The organism is Prevotella dentalis DSM 3688 (assembly GCF_000242335.1).
GTDB lineage: Bacteria > Bacteroidota > Bacteroidia > Bacteroidales > Bacteroidaceae > Prevotella > Prevotella seregens.
The window spans coordinates 1,871,827-1,890,695 of the sequence record NC_019960.1; the positions used below are offsets into that span (position 1 = coordinate 1,871,827).

The 18,869-nt window shown below is 60.2% G+C and carries 14 protein-coding genes; 6 read left to right on the forward strand and 8 right to left on the reverse strand.

Annotated features, from left to right (window positions below):
* The first annotated feature begins 14 nt into the window (after positions 1-14).
* Complete coding sequence (locus PREDE_RS07360) at positions 15-3,698, forward strand: glycosyl hydrolase (RefSeq protein WP_005845528.1); 3,684 nt, start codon at positions 15-17, stop codon at positions 3,696-3,698.
* 672 nt (positions 3,699-4,370) lie between these two features.
* On the opposite strand, the gene PREDE_RS07365 is transcribed toward PREDE_RS07360, so the two are convergent.
* The 3 genes from PREDE_RS07365 to PREDE_RS07375 form a co-directional block, all read right to left on the reverse strand.
* The gene (locus PREDE_RS07365; RefSeq protein ID WP_005845529.1) at positions 4,371-5,957 is read right to left on the reverse strand and encodes a calycin-like domain-containing protein; all 1,587 of its coding nucleotides are present in this window, start codon (positions 5,955-5,957) and stop codon (positions 4,371-4,373) included.
* 51 nt (positions 5,958-6,008) lie between these two features.
* Positions 6,009-6,761 carry a porin family protein gene (locus PREDE_RS07370; RefSeq protein WP_005845530.1) on the reverse strand — a complete coding sequence of 251 codons (753 nt, stop codon included), beginning with the start codon at positions 6,759-6,761 and terminating at the stop codon, positions 6,009-6,011.
* A 64-nt stretch (positions 6,762-6,825) separates the two neighbouring features.
* Positions 6,826-7,992: a PCMD domain-containing protein gene (locus PREDE_RS07375; protein WP_005845531.1), complete on the reverse strand. Its 1,167-nt coding sequence runs from the start codon at positions 7,990-7,992 to the stop codon at positions 6,826-6,828.
* Positions 7,993-8,155: 163 nt separating this feature from the next.
* On the opposite strand from PREDE_RS07375, the gene dapB reads away from it, so the two are divergent.
* The 4 genes from dapB (at position 8,156) to PREDE_RS07395 (ending at position 11,948) form a co-directional block, all read left to right on the forward strand.
* On the forward strand, positions 8,156-8,911 hold the full coding sequence (gene dapB, locus PREDE_RS07380) for a 4-hydroxy-tetrahydrodipicolinate reductase (RefSeq protein WP_005845532.1): 756 nt from the start codon (positions 8,156-8,158) through the stop codon (positions 8,909-8,911).
* Between the two features lie 91 nt (positions 8,912-9,002).
* Positions 9,003-10,451, forward strand: coding sequence for a S26 family signal peptidase (locus tag PREDE_RS07385; RefSeq protein ID WP_005845534.1), 1,449 nt, complete (start codon positions 9,003-9,005; stop codon positions 10,449-10,451).
* A gap of 31 nt (positions 10,452-10,482) precedes the next feature.
* Complete coding sequence (locus PREDE_RS07390; RefSeq protein ID WP_015298615.1) at positions 10,483-10,965, forward strand: S26 family signal peptidase; 483 nt, start codon at positions 10,483-10,485, stop codon at positions 10,963-10,965.
* Positions 10,966-11,273: 308 nt separating this feature from the next.
* The gene (locus PREDE_RS07395) at positions 11,274-11,948 is read left to right on the forward strand and encodes a WbqC family protein (RefSeq protein ID WP_005845536.1); all 675 of its coding nucleotides are present in this window, start codon (positions 11,274-11,276) and stop codon (positions 11,946-11,948) included.
* 110 nt (positions 11,949-12,058) lie between these two features.
* Here PREDE_RS07395 and PREDE_RS07400 read toward each other — a convergent pair whose 3' ends face one another.
* Genes PREDE_RS07400 through PREDE_RS07410 form a run of 3 tightly spaced genes read right to left on the reverse strand, consistent with a single transcriptional unit; the run spans position 12,059 to position 14,301 of the window.
* Positions 12,059-12,784 (reverse strand): nitroreductase family protein, encoded by a 726-nt coding sequence (locus PREDE_RS07400; RefSeq protein WP_005845537.1) that lies wholly within the window; start codon positions 12,782-12,784, stop codon positions 12,059-12,061.
* A gap of 19 nt (positions 12,785-12,803) precedes the next feature.
* Positions 12,804-14,039, reverse strand: coding sequence for a M16 family metallopeptidase (locus tag PREDE_RS07405; protein WP_005845538.1), 1,236 nt, complete (start codon positions 14,037-14,039; stop codon positions 12,804-12,806).
* A gap of 10 nt (positions 14,040-14,049) precedes the next feature.
* A complete protein-coding gene (locus PREDE_RS07410; RefSeq protein WP_005845539.1) occupies positions 14,050-14,301 on the reverse strand; it encodes a hypothetical protein in 252 nt (83 codons plus the stop codon).
* A 181-nt stretch (positions 14,302-14,482) separates the two neighbouring features.
* Here PREDE_RS07410 and PREDE_RS07415 point away from each other — a divergent pair, with 181 nt between their 5' ends.
* Positions 14,483-15,424, forward strand: a complete 942-nt coding sequence (locus PREDE_RS07415; protein ID WP_005845541.1) for a carbohydrate kinase family protein — start codon at positions 14,483-14,485, stop codon at positions 15,422-15,424.
* A gap of 110 nt (positions 15,425-15,534) precedes the next feature.
* Here the strand turns inward: PREDE_RS07415 and PREDE_RS07420 are convergent, their stop codons facing one another.
* On the reverse strand, positions 15,535-16,677 hold the full coding sequence (locus PREDE_RS07420) for a TlpA disulfide reductase family protein (protein WP_005845543.1): 1,143 nt from the start codon (positions 16,675-16,677) through the stop codon (positions 15,535-15,537).
* Positions 16,678-16,727: 50 nt separating this feature from the next.
* On the reverse strand, positions 16,728-18,674 hold the full coding sequence (locus PREDE_RS07425; RefSeq protein WP_005845545.1) for a DEAD/DEAH box helicase: 1,947 nt from the start codon (positions 18,672-18,674) through the stop codon (positions 16,728-16,730).
* Positions 18,675-18,869 lie beyond the last annotated feature (195 nt).

Below are 18,869 nucleotides of genomic sequence, written 5' to 3' on the forward strand. Positions count from 1 at the left end.
CAACAACGAAGCCCATGTTTATTCATCACAATTTCAAGAGGAGGGCGCTGACGGCAGCCCTTCTTTTTGCTCCTCTGGCCTTGGCCTTGGCCAACACCACGCAGGAGGTAGAACGGGTGACGGGCACCGTCTCCCTGAGTTCCCCCACCGACTATGTGGTCACGTCGCCCACGCCTTTTGCCACCGGCGCCGTGGTCAATATTGCCGACACCGAGCATGCCGTGCTCATTCTCAAGCATGTCAAGCCCTCGGTGGCCGGCAGTCTGCTGTCCCATGTGCGCATTGGCGGCCAGGTAGCCGTGGCCGGCACCAACTGTCAGGTCAGGATTTACGCCAACGGCAGCATCGTCATGCCCTATGCCAAGACGGTGAAACCCCTCACGGTCTACACCGGTCTCGACCAGACGGGCGATGCCGCGCAGTTTGCCGCAGGCTCCCGTCAGTCGCTCGGCAGCCAGCCGGTGAACAACCGCATCCGCAGCTTCCGCCTCAAGCGAGGCTATATGGTGACCTTCGCCACCAAGTCCGACGGCAAGGGCTACAGCCGCGTCTTCATTGCCGACGGGGCCGATCTCGCCGTCAATCTCCCGCCGATACTCGACAACAGCGTCTCTTCGCTGCGCGTCATGCAGTGGAACGATGTCAGCAAGAGGGGATACGCCGGCCGCGACAACACCGTCAACACCGCCCTCAACACCACCTGGTGCTACAACTGGGACGCCGGAAACGACAACTATGCCGACCGCGAGTTCGTCACACAGCGCCATCATGAGGCCGGCATCAAGAACGGAAAGTACGAGGGTGCCTGGCCTTCGGTGGCCGATTGCGGCAACAATGGCTCCTCGCCCCACATCCTCGGGCAGAACGAACCCGACAACACCGGCGACCCCCGCGAGGTGGTAACCAAGATAGAAGACCTGCTCGCCGTGTGGCCGGAACTCATGGCCACCGGCAAGCGCCTCGGCTCCCCGGCCATGTCGGGCAACCTGAACATGCTCTATCAGTTCCTCGACAGCATCGACGCCCGCGGCTGGCGGTGCGACTTTGTGACCGTCCACTCCTACTGGTACAGCGACTGGGGCAGCTGGTTGTGGAACTTCAACAACATCCACAACCGCACCGGACGCCCCCTTTGGATCACCGAAATGAACTACGGCGCCAACTGGACGGGCTGGCCCGCCGGCAACGACCGCTCGGGCAGCGCTTCCAATCTGGCCATCGAGAAGCAGCACATGGCCCCCATCCTCGACGGTCTGGAGAGCACCGGCTACGTGGAACGCTATGCCTTCTACAACCATGTGCAGGACTGCCGCGCCGCCTATCTCAACGGTTCGCTCACCCCCATCGGCGAGTATTATGCCAATCTGGAGTCGGGGCTGGCCTACAACAGTGCCCATGCCTACGTGCCCCGGCTGCCCGCCAGCAAGGGCGCACCGCGCGACCTGGAGGTCAAGTTCAACAGCCAGACCGGCACGGCGGCCCTCGCCTGGCATGAGCCCACGGGCGAATACAACCAGAGCATGACCGTGGAACGCCGCCGCGGCAGCGAGGGCTGGCAGGTCGTGGCCACCGTGGCCCTGCAGGAAGACGGGGCCGACTACACGCAGACCCTGTCCGACACCCGCGACGGCGACCAGCTGCGCATCCATGTGGTCTATGCCGATGGCAAGGACTACTACTCCAAGACCGTTGCCGCCGTGCCCTCACAGCTGGCTGCCGGCGATGCCGTCACCGTGGACGGCGCCACCCGCTACGTGGGCGGCAACCTGCTTGTCAACGGCGACTTCGAGCTCGGCACCGCCGGATGGACCAACGGCGAGGGCCACGAGCTGGGCCAGCCCCACTTCGAGGTGTTCCCCATGGGCGGCTACGAGGGAGCCTATCTGCAGGCCTTCTCCAATACCGCGACCGAGACTGCCGGGGCGGTGAAGACGTTTGTCACCCTGGAGCCCAACGCCGACTACTACTGTGCGGCCGCCACCCGTTTCGACGGCGTCACCTACAACCACTTCGCCCTCACCGCCGACGGCACCACCGAGGCGCAGGTGCCGCTCAGCCTGGCCGCCTCCACCACGTGGAGCAAGCAGGCTGCCACCTTCAACTCGGGCTCCTACACGCGGGGCATGTTCTCTTTCCGCCGTCTGGGCGGCAAGGCGCAGTTCGACCAGCTGCAGCTCTCCCGTCTCTATGCCACCCGTCAGGAGGCCTTGGCCGACGGCCTTGCCTGCACTCGGCAGCGCGCCGCAGCGGTGGCCCAGGCCTGTGCCACGGCCCTGCCGCAGCTGGCCGAGTGGCTCAAGGCCGAGGCGCAAGCCCATGCCGAAGCCTCGTCCGAAGACATTGCGGCCATCGCCGCCGCCGCCCGTCAGACGCTGGCCGCCCTGCGCCTCAAGCCCCGGGCCGACTCGCTGCTGGCCGTGGCCCAGGTGGCCGTGACCGAGCTGTTGCCCGGCCATGAGGCCGTAGCCGCCGCACGGCAAGCCCTCGAACAGCCCTCGTCGGCCGAGGCCTACGCCCAGGCCACAGCCGCGCTGAAACAGGCCGTGGAGGCTTGTCTGTCTTTCGTCGCCACCGACAGGGTAGCCAAGGGCGACTTCGCCGGCGAGACGGCCTATGGCTGGGACGTGAAGACCGGCACCTACACCGGCGGCACACAGGCCGCCGCCACGGTGGCCGGAAAGACCTGCTGGAGCGCGCTGTGGACGGGCGTTCCCGCCAGTGCGGGCACCAGCCAGACCATGGCCATCGGGCAGCGCATCACCGGCGTGCCCCACGGCCTCTACATGCTCACGTGCAAGGCCGCTGCCCAGCACTACACGCTCTCCGACCAGCACGCCTATCTGCGCACGCGTACAGACAGCATGGTGTCGCCGAAGCTCTCGTCCGACTGGCTCGACATGCCCATGGTGGCCGATGCCGACAAGTGGCAAACGCTGGCCACGGTGCCCGTCTACGTGGCCGAGGGCGACACGCTCACGGTGGGATTCGCCTCGAGCAAGCTGGGCGCCACGGACTATGCCTGGCGCGAATATGGCAACGCCACGTCCACGGGCGACCGTCGCGAGGGCTCCTGGGCGGCCACCGACTTCGTGCTCTGCCACCTGCCCGTCTACCACACCACGGTGGATGCCTCGGGCTGGAGCACGCTCTGTCTGCCCTATAAGGCACAGCCCACGCAGGGTGTGCGCTTCTATCGCATTGCCGGTCTGACGGCCGACTCCTCGCGCGTCTGCCTGGAGCCCATCGCCGAGACCGAGGCCGGGGTGCCCTGCGTGGTGCACAGCGACCACCCCGACGTGGTCATCACCGAGAGCGGACAGGCCGTGACCCGCCCCGGCACGGGCGACAACAACCTGCGCGGCATGCTCAAGACCACGGCCCGCGCCCCGCAACACAGCCTCACGCTGGTGAACGGTATATGGGTGGACCAGGACAACGCCGACCGCAACAAGCGTCCTTACCTGGCCGACTTCCAAGCTTTCATCACCAAGCTCGACGGCATGACGGTGCTTGAGGGCTGGACGGGCGAGTCGTTGCCCATCACCACGGCCACGGGTGTGCGCGGCATCACGACGACGGCCGACGGTGCAGAGACCTACTTCACGCTTGACGGCCGCCGCGTGTCCGACGTTTCGCACTTGGGTGTGTACATCCGCGTGAAAGACGGCAAGGCCGTCAAGGTGGTGCGCAGCCGCTGAATGTGACATAGATTACCTCATGGTGCAGCCTCCGCTGCCGCCTCCCCTCCCGCTGTTTTCCTTGGAGACAACGGGACAGAGAGGCGGCAGCGGAGGCTGCTTCGTTGGTGCCCGCGTCGCGTTTAGCCCTTATTGGCGTCGCGACAAAGCCGTCATCGCGCGGCGTTTGCGGCGTAGACACATCGCGTTTACGGTGTCGTGGTTGCGCGTCCGCGGTGGGTTTTAGACATAACAACATATTTAACATGTGGCTGGCGCGGTGTTTTTAAAGACATAGTAACAGATTAACAGATGGCTGGCGCGATGTTTTTTAGACATAACAACATATTGAACATATGACTGCGCCACGGTTGTCGGGGTATGAGTGTAGGGTTTGGCCCGCACGCCAACACCCCATGATTCACCGTGCGAGCCATCTGTTGAATATGTAGTTATGTCTAAAAAACACCGCGCCAGCCATCTGTTAATCTGTTACTATGTCTTTAAAAACACCGCGCCAGCCACATGTTAAATATGTTGTTATGTCTAAAAACCATGGCGCAGCCGGTATGTCTCCCGTTGTTCTGTCAAAAAAAGCACGTGGATCCAACGGGGGAACCACGTGCTTGAGTCTAATCATGATGTGTCGTGAGGCCCTGCGCACGGGAGCGCAGGACGGTGTATCTGTCGCGTTTACCGCTTGAACACCTTGATGCGCTTGCCGCCTTGCTCGACGATGTAGGCGTGTCCGGGCTGCATGGAGCCGACGCGCTGGCCTTGGAGGTTGTAGATCGCGGTGGAGGTGGCGGCGGGCTGGGCCGAGGGCAGCGTGTCGATGCCCGTCACGGCACCCGGCAGCAGGAGCACGTATGTCTTGCTCGACTTCAGGTCGGCCGAGGCCAGCGTGATGTGAGCCACGGCACCGTCGGCCGTGCTCTCCAGCTGCTTGAAGATTTTAGGAGCGTCGGCGTAGGCCACGATGTCGTCGGGCGTGGTGATGACGGCGGCTATCGATTTCAGCGACATCGTGTCGGCCACGGCCACTTCCTGGCCGCGCACGGTGAGCTTGCGGAGTGTCACGTCCTGATTGTAGACGAGGCTGATGTCGTCCACATAGAGCGTATCGGTGGAGCCTTGGCCCGCGTCGGCGTTGGTTGAGATGGTGACGAGCAGGGCCCGCGGCGTGGAGGGGTTGTCCAGATACTCAAAGGGAATCATGAGATGCTGCCATTCGCCGCCGCGTGTGGCGATGGTTTTGTTCACGGCGTGGCCCAGTACGTTGCTGTAGGCCTTGTCCTGCGGGTCCTGATAATAGGTTCCGTCGGTCACGGCTGCGCTCACCGTGGCATAGGGATGCTCGGCGTTGGGCGTGCCTTGGATGAACTTCACCCACACCGAGAGCGAGTCGGGCTTGCCGTTGAGCACGGTGTAGAAGGGGTCTCCGTTGCCGTCCTTGTCGGTCACGCTCATGTCGAGGGCGGCGTGGTTGGAGGGATCGGCGGGAGTGAAAGAGCCTGTATTCATGCGGCCCGTGGTGATGGTGCCGTTGGCTATGGCGATGAACATGTTTGTAGAGGTGAGCATCACGCTGTTGCGGCCGGTGGAGCCGGGGCGCGTTTCATGGCTGATGAATGTGTGGGGATTGTATCCGGCCATCCAGACCAGCGCGGGATTGCCCGACGCGCTCATGAACGAGTGCCAGGCATTGGGCTCGTCGCTGGTCACGGATTCGTGCTCGGCCTCGGGTTCGTCGGGGTCGGCCGGAGCGTAAAGCGTGGCTTTGTGGAACTGCTCGAAGCCGGGGTTGGCCAGCTGGTAGCCGCCGTTGCCGAAAGTTACCTGGATGGTTTGATGGAGCGACGCCTGCATGTCGATGTTGATCACGGCGTAGAGCTTGTCGCCGCGCTGCTCGGCCATCAGCTTCACGGGCACTTGGCCCAGCAGCGTCGGGCCCACCCAGATGCCGCTTGGAGAGTCTCCCTCGCCCGGCTGGATGGCGATGGTCTGGTCGGTCAGAAGCGTGGTGACACCGTCTTGAGTGGTACCCGGCACGTTGTTCACCTCAATGTTGCCGATGCCCATCTGCTGTCCGCCTATGGCCATGACGAAGTTTTTCAGGGCGAAGGCATAGCGGCCGTCGGCCTGTTGGTTGAGCGAGATGGTGGCGGGCTGCGTGGTGATGCTGCCGTTCACGTTGACTTCGAGGCTGTCGGTATAGTCGGTAGCCGAGGCCGTGAGTACGCATAGTGAGAATGCGACGGAAGTAAAGAGTCTGTTCATACGTTGTTTTTTGTTGATGTGAATACTAAGTTGGGTTGTCGTGGGGCACGGTTATCGGAGCCGGTAGGTGAGTCCGAAAGTGCCGAAAATGGGGTAGAGCGTCTGCTCGATGGTCTTGAAGCTGCTGCGGTGCACGCCGCTGAGGCCCCAGCTCAGGTCGGCATAGAGGCCGAGCCGGCCGCGCGGGTTCCAGTCGGCCCCGATGTCGAGGCCCCACTGTAGGTGCCGCATGTCATCGGAAAAGTCGTAGGAGCCGCGTGTGGCCGGGTCGTCGCCCAGCGTTACCTTGGCTCCTGTGGGGTCGCCCACGCGCAGATAGCCGTTGTGGGCATAGCCCGTGAACGAGCGGTCGACGAGGACAGAGACGTAGGGGCCGAAGCGCAGGGCCACCGTCGAGGCGGGCGACCACACGGCCTGCAGGGGCACGGAGACCATCCACTGGTGCACCTGGGTGGTGACGTCGCCCGTGAAGCGGCCGGTCAGCGACTCGCCGCCGCGCACGATGTCCTCGTGATAGTCCTTGACGCGGGCGTCCTCGTCCATGCTCTTATTCTCGAAACGCAGGCCCAGCAGCGCGCCCCAGTGTGGCGCGAGCGGCTTCACGGCATCGAGGCCGAAGCTCAGATTGGGCTGCAAGCGGTAGCTGTTGAGGCCCCGGATGGAGGCAGGCAGCCCCACGGGAGCCGTGCCGCCGAGGCTGTAGCCCAGGCGGGCGCGCAGGGTCATGTCGGCGGTGAAGCCCGAGGCCTGGGCGGGGAGGACGGCCAGCCCGAGGGCGACGGCCAGGAGGAGTATCGTTTTCATGATGGATGCGGGGGAAATGGTGGGGTGTGATGTCGGGAAACGGGGTTGGGGCTGCCGGCGGCGGCTACTCGGCCTTGCGGCAGACGACGCGCACCTGGTCGATGCAGAGCTGCGAGCCGACGGCTCCCTCGAACTGGTCGCCCTCGTTGCTCGACGAGAAGACGATGGCGAGGCTGTAGCTGCGGTTGGTGAGCAGGTCGTAGTCGATGGTCTGCCGATAGTCGAAGTCGAGGCGGAAAGCCGTCCACTCGGCTGTGGGCGGCACGGTGCCCATGTCGGCAATAGCCACAATCTGCGGGCTGGTCTTTACGTCGTCGCCGTGCAGGGAGAGGCTGCGCCCCTGGTCGTCGTGGTTGCGGTAGAGCACGGCATAGATGGCGGCCTGGTCTGTGCGGCCCTCGACGGGCTGGCCGTTCCGGTCCTGATAGACGGGGCCGGGCTGATATTTGTAGAATCCGGTGAGGGCGAGTGGCTCGCGGTCAAAAGGCACGCCGAAGCTCGTGGCCCGCAGGGCATCGCTCAGGGCGTTGGTCACGTCGAACGCGCCGAGGAAGAAATTGCCGGCCGCCAGCCGCTTTCCGGCCAGTACGCCAAAGGGTCCCGTGCTGCGCGTGGTGAGCTGCAGGCCGTAGCCCGAGCGGCCCTGGGCGAGCGGCGCCGAGGGATACTCCTCGGCACGGGCCGAGCCCATGCTCAGGCGGAAGCCCGGATTGCCGTTGGCCCAGTCGCTGGCCAGCGTGCCGTCTTCGCGCGGGTTGTGCCAGATGTAGTACTTGCCCTCGCGCGGTTCCAGCTCGAAATGCTCGAAGTCGTAGGCCACGGTGTCGTTCACTGTGCGCACTACGGGCACGAAAGCCACGGTGTAGTCGCGGTGCCAGAGCTGGTTTTCGGAGGTGACGCGATAGTGCCGGCGGCCGCCCTGGCGGGCGTCCACCGTGCCGCCGGTGGGAGTGATGGTGGCTCCCGGCGTGAGGATAAAGCGGGGTTGCAGCATGGAAAGGTCGGCCTCGTGGCTGTGGCGCACGCTGAAAGTGATGAGGCTGTCGGCCGAGGCCACGCGCTGCAGCGTGTCGGCCAGGCTGAACAACGTGCCCAGCGGATGGTCCAGATGCAGACTCACCTGCTCAATGTCGCACTCGGCATTGAGCGGCTCCTCCTTGAAACACGAGGCAAGCGTGGTACATGTCAATAATCCGGCAAGCAGTCCTGTATGCAATCTATATCCTTTCATTGGTGCAAAATTACGGCATTTATTTTGGCTGACAAAGGTTTTGTGGCAGAAATGGCGGGCGGTGGCGGCTAAATCGCCTGATTTTGGATTATTTAAGCCGGCAAGGCCGCGACTCTCGCATAAAATAATTACTTTTGCAACAACATTTTAAATCGGAAGAAAGATGAAGATAGCATTGATCGGCTACGGCAAGATGGGCCGCATGATTGAACAGACGGCGCTGGGCCGCGGCCATGAGATTGTCTGTAAAATTGACGTCGATAATTTGCAGGATTTCGACAGTCCGGCCTTCGCTTCGGCCGACGTGGCCATCGAATTTACCAATCCCACGGCAGCCTACGACAACTATCTGCGGGCTTTCAAGCACCATGTGAAGGTGGTGAGCGGCTCCACGGGCTGGATGAAAGAGCACCGGGACGACGTGGAGGCTCTGACGCGCGACGGCCGGCAGACCCTCTTCTGGGCCAGCAACTTCTCGATAGGCGTGGCCATTTTCTCGGCTGTGAATCGCTATCTGGCCCGCATCATGAACCGATTTCCCCAATACGGGGTGGAGATGGAGGAGACCCATCACGTGCACAAGCTCGACGCACCGTCGGGGACGGCCATCACTCTGGCCGAGGAAATCGTGGCCGACATAGACCGCAAGCAGGGCTGGAAGCTCGGTACGACGACCTGGGACGACGGGCGCGTGGACGGTTCGCCCGACTGTGACGAGGCCGACCTGCGCATCAACTGCGTGCGCCACGACGAGGTGCCGGGCATACACAGCGTGACCTACGACTCGGAAGCCGACCTCATCCGGATTACCCACAGCGCACACTCGCGCAAAGGCTTTGCCCTCGGTGCCGTGCTGGCGGCCGAATACACCAAGGACCACACCGGACTGCTGACCACCAGCGACCTGTTCCGGTTCTGACGGGAGCGGCCCGGCCGCCCGGCCGTCGTGGTGCAGGGCTGTCGGCGAATGACAAAAAATGACAGATTAACGATAGACAAACAACAGACAAATGATTGACAAGGAAAAAGTAAACCTGAATATGAAGAAGCAGTGGGCGAAGTTTGTGGCCGTCCTCGTGCTCTATCTGCTGTTCCTCTGGTGGCTGCAAAGCTGGTTGGGACTCGTGGTGGTGCCTTTCATCTACGATGTCTATATCTCGAAAAAGATCAGATGGCAGTGGTGGAAGACGGCCGAGGGCCCCGTGAGGTTTATCATGAGCTGGGTGGACGCGCTGGTGTTTGCCTTGGTGGCCGTGTATTTCATCAACCTGTTCTTCTTCCAGAACTATGTCATTCCCTCCAGTTCGCTGGAGAAGAGTCTGCTTACGGGCGACTATCTCTTCGTGTCGAAGCTGAGCTACGGCCCTCGCATCCCGCAGACACCGCTCACCGTGCCCTTGACGCAACACACCCTGCCCGTCCTCAATACCAAGAGTTATATCGAGTGGCCGCATTGGGACTACCGGCGCGTGAAGGGGCTGGGCAAGGTGAAACTGAACGACATCGTGGTGTTCAACTATCCTGCCGGCGACACCATCGTGACCGAAGAACGCTATCAGGCGGCCGACTATTACAGCATGGTGTACAGCTTTGGCGAGCAGATTTACCAGCAGAACTTCCCCAACCCCGTGGATCCTGCCACGCTGAACCGGCAGCAACAACTCGACTTTTTCAAGATGATCTATGGCATTGGGCGCAACTATGTGCTGAACAACCCCAATGAATACGGCTCCATCGACCATCGGCCCACCGACCGCCGCGAGAACTACGTGAAACGCTGCGTGGGCCTGCCCGGCCAAACGCTGCAGATTAAAAACCGTATTGTCTACCTGGACGGCAAGCCCAACAAGGAGCCCGACAACGTGCAGTACACGTATTATGTGAAGCTGAAGCGCGACTTGCCCGACGATTTGCTGAAAGAACTCGGCATATCGATGGAGGATTTGACCAGTCTGAACCAGAACGGATACATGCCACTCACCAAGGCTGCCGTGAAGACGCTCAGCGCGCGCAAGGACTTGGTGGCCAGCATCCGGCTGAATACCGATGCCACCACGGGCGACCTCTACCCGCTGGACATGGTGACGGGATGGACGCGAGACAACTATGGTCCTGTGTGGATACCGAAAAAGGGAGCCACGCTGAAGCTCACGATGGACAACATTGCCGTTTACGAACGGCCCATACGGGTGTACGAGGGCAACGCGCTGGAGGTGAAGAACAACCAAATCTACATCAACGGTCGGCTGGCCACGAGCTACACGTTCAAGATGGACTACTACTGGATGATGGGCGACAACCGTCACAACTCGGCCGACTCACGCTACTGGGGCTTCGTGCCCGAGGACCACGTCGTGGGCAAGCCCATCTTTATCTGGTACAGTTCCGACCCCGACCGCCGCGGTTTCTCGGGCGTGCGCTGGCATCGGCTGTTCCGTTGGGTGGACAACATCAAGTAAACCGGGGGCGAGTCTGCTCCCCTTTCCTTTCATGAAACAGGCATTGAAGGCCCTCCTCACGCTGTTTGGTGCGCTGGTGATCGTGTTCATCGTGCGCGCCTATGCCTTTACCATCTATACGGCGCCCGTTGCTGTAGGCCATACACTGGTGCCGGGCGACCGTGTGCTGGTGAACAAGTGGGTGCGTGCCGGTTTTGTGCGGGGCGACTTGCTGGTGTTCAGTCCGCAGGACGGGCCTCGGGCCGTTGGGCCGGAAAGCGGCGGACGGACGGGCGGCAGCCATGGATGGCCGTTGTTGCGCACCCGTTGCGAGCTCGTGGGTAGGGTGGAAGCCCTGCCCGGCGACACCATCACGTGGCGTGGCGTGCGCTATCGGATTCCCCTGCGCTGCTGTCGCCGTTGTGGTTGTCCCGACTGCAAGCTCTATCTTGTCGACACGGGCCACGGACAGCTGCTGGTACACCGGCATCAGGTGGTGGGCAAAGCCCGTCGCCTGTTCCATCTCCCATTTTAAGGAAGACGGCGCAGATGGATGGCCTTAATCCGCTTGTTCAACTCCGTCATCCCCACCTTTCCCCGCCGTTGCTTTGGTTTTCTTCTATAAATGCTTCCTCCTTTCCCTATCGTAGAATCCTTTTTCCTCTATCGTCTTCTTTGTCTTCCCCCGTCATAGCCTCCGTCCTCCCTGCCATTAGCCTCCGTCCTCCCTGCCATTAGCCTCCGTCCTCCCGTCATTATCCTCCGTCCTTTCTGTCATTAGCCCGGCAGAACGCCCATCGTTGGCAGTGTCATCGCCGCATGGTTAATTTTGAATTATGAATTATGAATTTTGAATTGATAACTCCTTTCCTCTCCTCAACCTACTTCGGTCCCGTGCAGTGGTACCAGAAACTGAACCGCGCGGGGGGCTGTCTGTTGGAGCAACACGACCATTTTATCAAGCAAACCTACCGCAACCGCTGTGTCATTGCCACGACAAACGGACTGCAAGCCCTCACCGTGCCCGTAGAGAGCTATGAGGGTCCCAAGTGCGAGATGAAAGATATTCGCATCAGCGACCACGGCAACTGGCGGCATCTGCATTGGAATGCCCTGTTGTCGGCCTACGGTGAAAGCCCGTTCTTCGAGTTCCTGGCCGATGATATTCGTCCTTTCTTCGAGAAGCGGTGGACCTACCTCTTCGACTTCAATCTTGAAATCACCCGTTGCGTCTGCGACTTGCTGGACATCCAGCCCCGCATTGAACTGACCACGGTGTATGGAGGAAGAGGAGATGAGCGATGGAATGGTGGCGGTAAAGGCGGCCAGCAGATAGGCGAGGAGAATCATTGGACAGACTATCGCGATGCGATTCGTCCCAAGCACCCTTTGCCCGACGCCGATTTCCACCCCCGTCCCTATTACCAGGTCTATGCCTGGAAGCATGGGTTCCAGCCCAATCTCTCCATCCTCGACCTGCTGTTCAACGAAGGCAACGAGGCGGTGCTGTACTTGTAGCGGGCATTCCCGGCGAGCCTCTCTGGCCGGGAATGCCCGCTTGTGATGTCGGTTTGCGGAACATGCAGGGACGTTTGCCCATGCACATGCCATCCAAACCCTGTATTTTTTTATATTCTGTGGTATATTTGATCGAAAGGCAGACGGAAACGTTCGCCCCGCACGCCCTCGGGCAAGCGGATGCCACAGGTAATAACCATGTTGATGCCACAGTCGTGGGGCAGGTGCAACGCTTTCTTCACCAGTCGGCTGTCGAATCCTTCCAGCGGACAGGTGTCGTAACCTTGCTCGCTCATGGCCAGCATGAAGGTCTGCACGGCCAGTGCACAGCTCTTGTGCACCACCGTGCGCACCTCACTTTCACTCACTTGGTGCACGATGGGACGGAAGAGACCGATGCACTGCACCAAGGCTTTGTTCAGCAATCCCTTGATGCCGAAGAAGCGGCTGTACTGCAAGGGTATCAGTCGGTTGTAGTAGAGTTTCTGCAAATGGATGCGCCGCGCCTGGCGGTCTTTCGGGCTATTTTGCAGAATCTCCTCGATGCCCGCCTGCAACACGGCCTTGGCATGCTGCCGGTAGCGGTCTTGCCGCGTCACGAACACCACCATCTGCTGGGCGGTTCGGGCACTGCCCTGGTTCAGACAAGCCTTGGTGAGCAGGGCCATTGTGTCGAGCTGGGTGACGTGGTAGCACTCCCACAGCTGCATGTTCGAGCTCGTTGGGGCCAGCGTGGCCTGTCGGAGACAGTCTTCCACACGCTCGGTATCGAGCGGTTTGTTGGGGTCGTATCTTCTGACGGCCCGTCTGTGTTCAAGAATTTCCCTTAATGTCATGTTCTGAAGTTCTGGTTGTCTATTGGTAAATGAGCGTCGTCATGCGCTCGGGATCGAAAACTTCGTGGGCCACGGCGTGCAGATTCTCGACCGTGATACGGTCTATGCTGGCGTAGAGCGACGTGATGTCGCGCTCCCATCCATAGTACAGAAAGCTCTTTCCGAAGTCCAATGCAAAGTTCTCCCGGTTGTCGCACGCCACGCCGATCTGCCCTTTCAGTTGCTTTTGGGCGGCCCGCAGCCTCGTGGCGGTGACGGGGCGCAGCCTCAAGCGGTCGAGTTCGCGGCGCACCAGATGGAGGCATCGCTTCACGTCCCCGGCGTCGCACCCGAAGTAAGTGGACCAGATGCCGGTGTCGCCGTAGCTTGTCATGGTGGTCTCCACGGTGTAGACGAGTCCCCGATGCTCGCGCAACACCATGTTGAGACGGGCATTCATGCCCGGTCCGCCCAGCATGTTGCAGAGCAGATAGAGGCTCATCCTGCGTTCGTCGCGGAAGTCGTAGCCCCGCCCACCCAGCATGACGTGGGCCTGATGTGTGCCGCGCGAGGAGACGAAGAGCCGTTTGTTCTCTTGCTCTCCACGTGGGAGCGATGGGGAGGGAGCGGGTGCATCGCAGAGAAAGGAGCCGGGAACCGGCGTGTAGGACTCGAGGCACTTCATCACTTTCTTGAACGTTACGTCGCCGTACACAAAGAAGACGGCATTGTCGGGACGGTAGTATTTCCGCGTGAAGCGCAGGGCATCCGAGGTGGTGAAGCCACGCACGTGGTCGGCCGTGCCCAGAATGTTGTGGCCCAGAGGGTGTCCTCGAAAGACCAGATTCTCGAATTCGTCGTAGATGAGCTCAGCCGGCGAGTCGTTGTAACTCTCTATTTCGTCGCAGATCACCTCCACTTCCTTGTCTATTTCGCTTTGCGGATAGGTGGAGTGGAACACCATATCGCTCAGCAGATCGATGGCCCGCGTCACGTGATCTTTCAGGATGGCGGCATAGAAAGTGGTGCATTCCTTGTTGGTGAATGCGTTCAGGTCGCCGCCGACACTCTCCAGACCATTGATGATGTTCCAGGCTTTGCGTCGCTCGGTGCCCTTGAAAGTGACGTGTTCGCAGAAGTGGGCCAGCCCCTCTTCGCCCGGGGCCTCGTTGCGTGTGCCCACCGCAATTTGATAGCCGCAATAGACGACGGGCGACGGGGAGGGCAGGTGGATGACGCGAAGGCCGTTGGGAAGTGCTGCCGTGTTATAGTTCATCGGGGAAAAATCAGCGGCGCTTCAGCCGCAATTTGTTCAGGCCATTGTCCGTTCCCGTGGTCTGTGGCTTCTCCATGTCCGGGTCGTCGGGATCGGTATAGTCCACCATCACGGGCTCACCTTCGTAAGAAAATTCTTCTGCGGCCTCGATGTGGTTGACGCCTGACACAGTCTTGCTGCCGTGACTTTCATAAATGACCAGCACGACCAGCAGGCCGAACAGAAAAGCCACAAACTTGGCCATGGACCGGGTATCAATCATAGGTCTCTCTTTTTAAAAGGTAAGTGTGATGCTGTAGATGGTGATTCGATGCTTGCAAAAGTACCGAAAAAAAGCGTTACGGCCAAATTAAAACGGTTCTTTCGCTTTGCCTTTTACCCGATTTCTGCTATCTTTGCAAAGATTATAGGCCAAGTTTGTCGCCGGATTAACAGTTATCATCATGCGCAAAGTTATCGGAATAGGAGAGACCGTGCTCGACATTATCTTTAAAAACGGGCAACCCATCGGGGCTTATCCGGGTGGTTCCTCGTTCAATGCCATCATCTCGCTGGGGCGTTCGGGGGTGAACAGCACCTTTATCAGTGAGGCCGGCCGCGATCGCGTGGGCCGGCACATCATCGACTTTCTGAAAGAGAATGGCGTGAATGCCGACAACGTGAACGTGTTCCCCGACTCCAAGTCGCCCATTTCGCTGGCGTTCCTCGACGAACACAACGATGCAGAGTACATTTTCTACAAGGATCATCCCCACGACCAGCTCGATTTCATCTACCCTGACGTGCAGCCCGACGATATTGTGCTCTTCGGATCGTTCTACGCCGTCAACCCGGTCATTCGGCCGCAGATGGTCGGACTGCTCGACTATGCACGCAGTCACGGCGCCATTGTCTATTATGACGTGAACTATCGGCCCTCTCATCGCGACGAGGTGATGCGGATCACGCCCAACCTTTTGGAGAATCTTGAGTATGCCGACATCGTGCGGGGCTCGCACGAGGACTTCGAGGTGCTCTATAAATTACAGGACCCCGACAAGGTCTACAACGCTGAAATCTCCTTCTACTGCAAGAAATTCATTTATACCCACGGCGGTAATCCTGTGGAGTTGCGGGCCGAGAACGGCTTCAAACGCAGCTATCCCACACCGCAGACTGCCGCGGAGAGCACCATCGGCGCGGGCGACAACTTCAATGCGGGCCTGATCTACGGTCTGCTCAAATACGGCATTCGGCGCAGCGACATCGAGCGCGGGCTGTCGGCCGACCAGTGGGACAACATCATTCGCTGCGCCCAGGAATACTCGGCCGACTGCTGCAAGAGCATCTTCAACTACGTGTCGCACGAATTTGGCGCGCGCAAGCGGGCCGAGCTCGGCGTGTGAGGCGCCATGCCCCCGCCCCGCATCAGGGCATCGGGGGCGGGCAGACAAAAGGGCAGGGCCGTAGGAACAGAAATGTTCCTACGGCCCTGCCCTTTGTCAGTTTTATCCTTTTACTTGTTTCCGAACGTCTCGTCCAGGAAAGTATAGAAGGCGGGGTCTTCGCCCACAACGGTCTTTACAATCTTGCCGGCGGGGTCCAGGATAATCTTCGTGGGGAAGCCCTGGATGCCATAGTCGGCCAGCACCTTGCCGTCACGCGGGTTGTACACGTGGAGCCAGGGCAGGACGTGCTTCTCTACAGCGGCTTTCCACTTGGCTTCGGTGTCGTTGCAGTCGATGCCCAGAATCTCAAACTTGCCCTTGTACTTCTCATAATAGGTCTTCATCTCGGGAAATCCCTTGATGCACCAGCCGCACCACGAGCCCCAGAAGTCCAGAATGACATACTTGCCCCGCAGACTCGACAGCGTGAGCGGCTTGCCCTCGATGTCGTTCAGCGTGAAGTCGGGAGCTTCCACGCCGGCTGCCTGCTTCTTGGCTGCCTCGGCTTCGGCTTTCTCCTGCGCCTCCATGTGGTCGATGATGCCTTGGTAAAAGTGCTTCATGCGGCCCTCGCGCACGGCAGGTGAGAGCAGCAGGACGGCAGCTTTCATCTGCTCCAGCTCTCCCAGTTCGGGAATGATGGCCGCGCTGGCCTCGTAGTCGGGGTGCTGTTTGATAAAGGCCATGATGCCGTCGGCTTTCTGCTGGCGCAGGTCCGGGGCTTTCTCCTGAAACTCATTCATCAGCGTTTCCTGGCTCTCGCCGGCTTCCATCCGCTTGTTCAGACTGGCGTAGAAGTCGCTGAAAGGCTTGCCGGCGGCCTCCATGGCGCGGTCGGCCTCGTTGAACTCACGGTAGAACTTGGAGCCCGTGAGGTAGTAATTGGATGTCACGTCGCCCGACAGCTCGGCCGTCTCGCCCGGCACGGCAATCATCTGAAAGCTGCCGCCGCCTTCCTGGCGCAGGAACTCCGGTGTGCATACCGTGATGACGGAGGGCCTGTCCACGCTCACCGTGAAGTCGAACTTGCCGTCCTTTACCAGCACGGTATCCTGCTTATGGTCGTGTTCGCCCTGCGGAATAAAGACGAAGAGCGAGTCGGTCAAGCCCTTGAGTTGTCCTTTGATGTGTACAAGGCCGTCTGCTGCGGCTGCAGTGCCGGGCACAAGGCTCGAAGCCGCGAGTGCCAGCCCCAATAGAATATTCTTCATACTTTCAGTGTTGATAAGTTACTTTTCTGTTGTGTCGGGCCGGGAAGCCGTTACTGCTTCTTCGGTTGTCGGCGCGCCCATCCCTCTTCGGAGAAGTCGGGCTCCTCTCCCCGCAGCTTCATCGAGGCGTTCTGCATCAGGCTCTTCCAGTCGTCGCGGCTGTGGCGGCGGCCGTCTTCACCGGCGAAAGCTGTGCTGCCGGCTTCCTCGCGCATGCTGCGGGCACGGCCCTTGCGCTCGGCACGCTCTCCGCCGCGGGTGCTTTTGTAGCTGCGGCCCTCGCGCGGGCTGCGGCTCTCGCGGCCCTCGCGTGTGGCCCGTCCGTCCCGTGTGGTGCGGTCGTTGCCGCGTCCGCCCTCGTCGGCGTCGTTGCAACGCACCTCGCGTCCCTTGTAGATGGTGCCGTTCAGCGCACGCATCACTTTCGGGGCATCGGCTTCGGGTACCTCGATGTAGCAGAACTTCGACAGCAGATCGATGTGTCCCACCTCCTGCCGGCCGTGTACATGGTGGTTCATGAACTGCATGATTTCGCCGGGATAGAACCCGTCTTGCTTGCCCAGATTGATGAACAGGCGGCGGAATCCGGTCTCAGCCTCACGCTTGCCCCTCGGTCGTCCGGCCTTGCGGTCGGTGCCCTTGTCGCCACGTTCTGCGTTGCGCTTGGTGGTAGGCTTGAGAATTTCGGGTGCGTTCTTATAGTAGTCGAGGAACCGTCCAAAGGTGATGCTCACCATTTTCTTGATGATGTCTTCCTTGTCGATGTATTCAAACTGCCGGTCTATCTCCGTCATGTAGGGTGCAATGAGCTCTTCGTCCACGTCGGTCTTCATGATGTCGTCCATCACTTTATAGAGCTGCTTCTTGCAAATCTCCTCGGGAGCGGGCAGCGTGCCGTCGATAAACTCCTTGCCAATCACCTTCTCGATGTTGCGCACCTTGAACTTTTCGCGCGAGTGGATGATGGAAATCGACGTGCCTTTCTTGCCGGCGCGGCCCGTGCGACCCGAGCGGTGGGTGTAGTTCTCGATGTCGTCGGGCAGCCCGTAGTTGATGACGTGGGTCAGATCGTCCACGTCAAGGCCGCGTGCGGCCACGTCGGTGGCCACGAGAATCTGTATCAAGTGGTTGCGAAACTTCTGCATCGTGAGGTCGCGCTGCTGCTGGCTCAGGTCGCCGTGCAGGGAGTCGGCGTTGTATCCGTCCTTAATCAGCTTGTCGGCAATCTCTTGGGTCTCTATCTTCGTACGGCAGAACACGATGCCGTAGATGTGCGGATAGAAGTCCACCACACGTTTGAGCGCCAGGTATTTGTCGCGGGCGTTCACCATATAATAGATGTGATTCACGTTCTCGGCGCCCTCATTGCGCGAGCCCACCACGATTTCCTTGTAGTCGTGCAGGTAGCTTTTGGCTATGCGCTCTATCTCGCGGCCCATCGTGGCCGAGAAGAGCAGGGTGTTGCGGTCGGCGGGAACACCCTCGAAGATGGCGTTGATGCTCTCGGTGAATCCCATGTTGAGCATCTCGTCGGCCTCGTCGAGCACCACGTTGGCCACCTTGTCGAGCTTGGCCACGCCGCGCTTCATCAGGTCGATGAGGCGGCCCGGGGTGGCCACGATAATCTGCACGCCGTGGCGCAGTGAGCGAATCTGCGTCTCGATGGACGCTCCGCCGTAGACGGGTAGCACGTGCATGCCGTCGATATACTTGGCAAAGGCGTTCAAGTCGTCGGCAATCTGCAGACAGAGCTCACGCGTGGGGCTCAGGATCAAGGCCTGTGTCTCCTTGCTGGTGGGGTCTGTACGCTGCAGCACGGGAATGCCGTAGGCGGCCGTCTTGCCCGTTCCGGTCTGTGCCAGAGCGATGACATCGTTGCCATGACCAAGTAAAAATGGGATAACTTCTTCCTGCACGGGCATTGGATGTTCAAAGCCCAGCTCCTCAATGGCGCGGCGAATCTCTTCGCTGACACCTAATTCTTCAAATGTCTTCAAAAATAAAAATGTATTATAAATATCACTGTAGGGACTGCTTCAAAACGCCCTACCGTTCTGTGTGAGTCTCCTTTTCGGCTGCAAAGGTACGACAAAATATCGATTCCCAAGCAGAACAAACGTGTTTTTTAGACAGAACAACGTAATTAATGGATGGCTGGTGCGGGGAGATTTAGACAGAACAACATATTAAAC

Bases quoted from the DNA above. Each gene is read 5' to 3' on its own strand.
- PREDE_RS07385 (WP_005845534.1), top strand. From the start codon at position 9,003: ATGATTGACAAGGAAAAAGTAAACCTGAATATGAAGAAGCAGTGGGCG.
- PREDE_RS07400 (WP_005845537.1), bottom strand. From the start codon at position 12,784: ATGACATTAAGGGAAATTCTTGAACACAGACGGGCCGTCAGAAGATAC.
- dapB (WP_005845532.1), top strand. From the start codon at position 8,156: ATGAAGATAGCATTGATCGGCTACGGCAAGATGGGCCGCATGATTGAA.
- PREDE_RS07375 (WP_005845531.1), bottom strand. From the start codon at position 7,992: ATGAAAGGATATAGATTGCATACAGGACTGCTTGCCGGATTATTGACA.
- PREDE_RS07415 (WP_005845541.1), top strand. From the start codon at position 14,483: ATGCGCAAAGTTATCGGAATAGGAGAGACCGTGCTCGACATTATCTTT.
- PREDE_RS07420 (WP_005845543.1), bottom strand. From the start codon at position 16,677: ATGAAGAATATTCTATTGGGGCTGGCACTCGCGGCTTCGAGCCTTGTG.
- PREDE_RS07395 (WP_005845536.1), top strand. From the start codon at position 11,274: ATGAATTTTGAATTGATAACTCCTTTCCTCTCCTCAACCTACTTCGGT.
- PREDE_RS07405 (WP_005845538.1), bottom strand. From the start codon at position 14,039: ATGAACTATAACACGGCAGCACTTCCCAACGGCCTTCGCGTCATCCAC.
- PREDE_RS07365 (WP_005845529.1), bottom strand. From the start codon at position 5,957: ATGAACAGACTCTTTACTTCCGTCGCATTCTCACTATGCGTACTCACG.
- PREDE_RS07370 (WP_005845530.1), bottom strand. From the start codon at position 6,761: ATGAAAACGATACTCCTCCTGGCCGTCGCCCTCGGGCTGGCCGTCCTC.
- PREDE_RS07390 (WP_015298615.1), top strand. From the start codon at position 10,483: ATGAAACAGGCATTGAAGGCCCTCCTCACGCTGTTTGGTGCGCTGGTG.
- PREDE_RS07410 (WP_005845539.1), bottom strand. From the start codon at position 14,301: ATGATTGATACCCGGTCCATGGCCAAGTTTGTGGCTTTTCTGTTCGGC.
- PREDE_RS07360 (WP_005845528.1), top strand. From the start codon at position 15: ATGTTTATTCATCACAATTTCAAGAGGAGGGCGCTGACGGCAGCCCTT.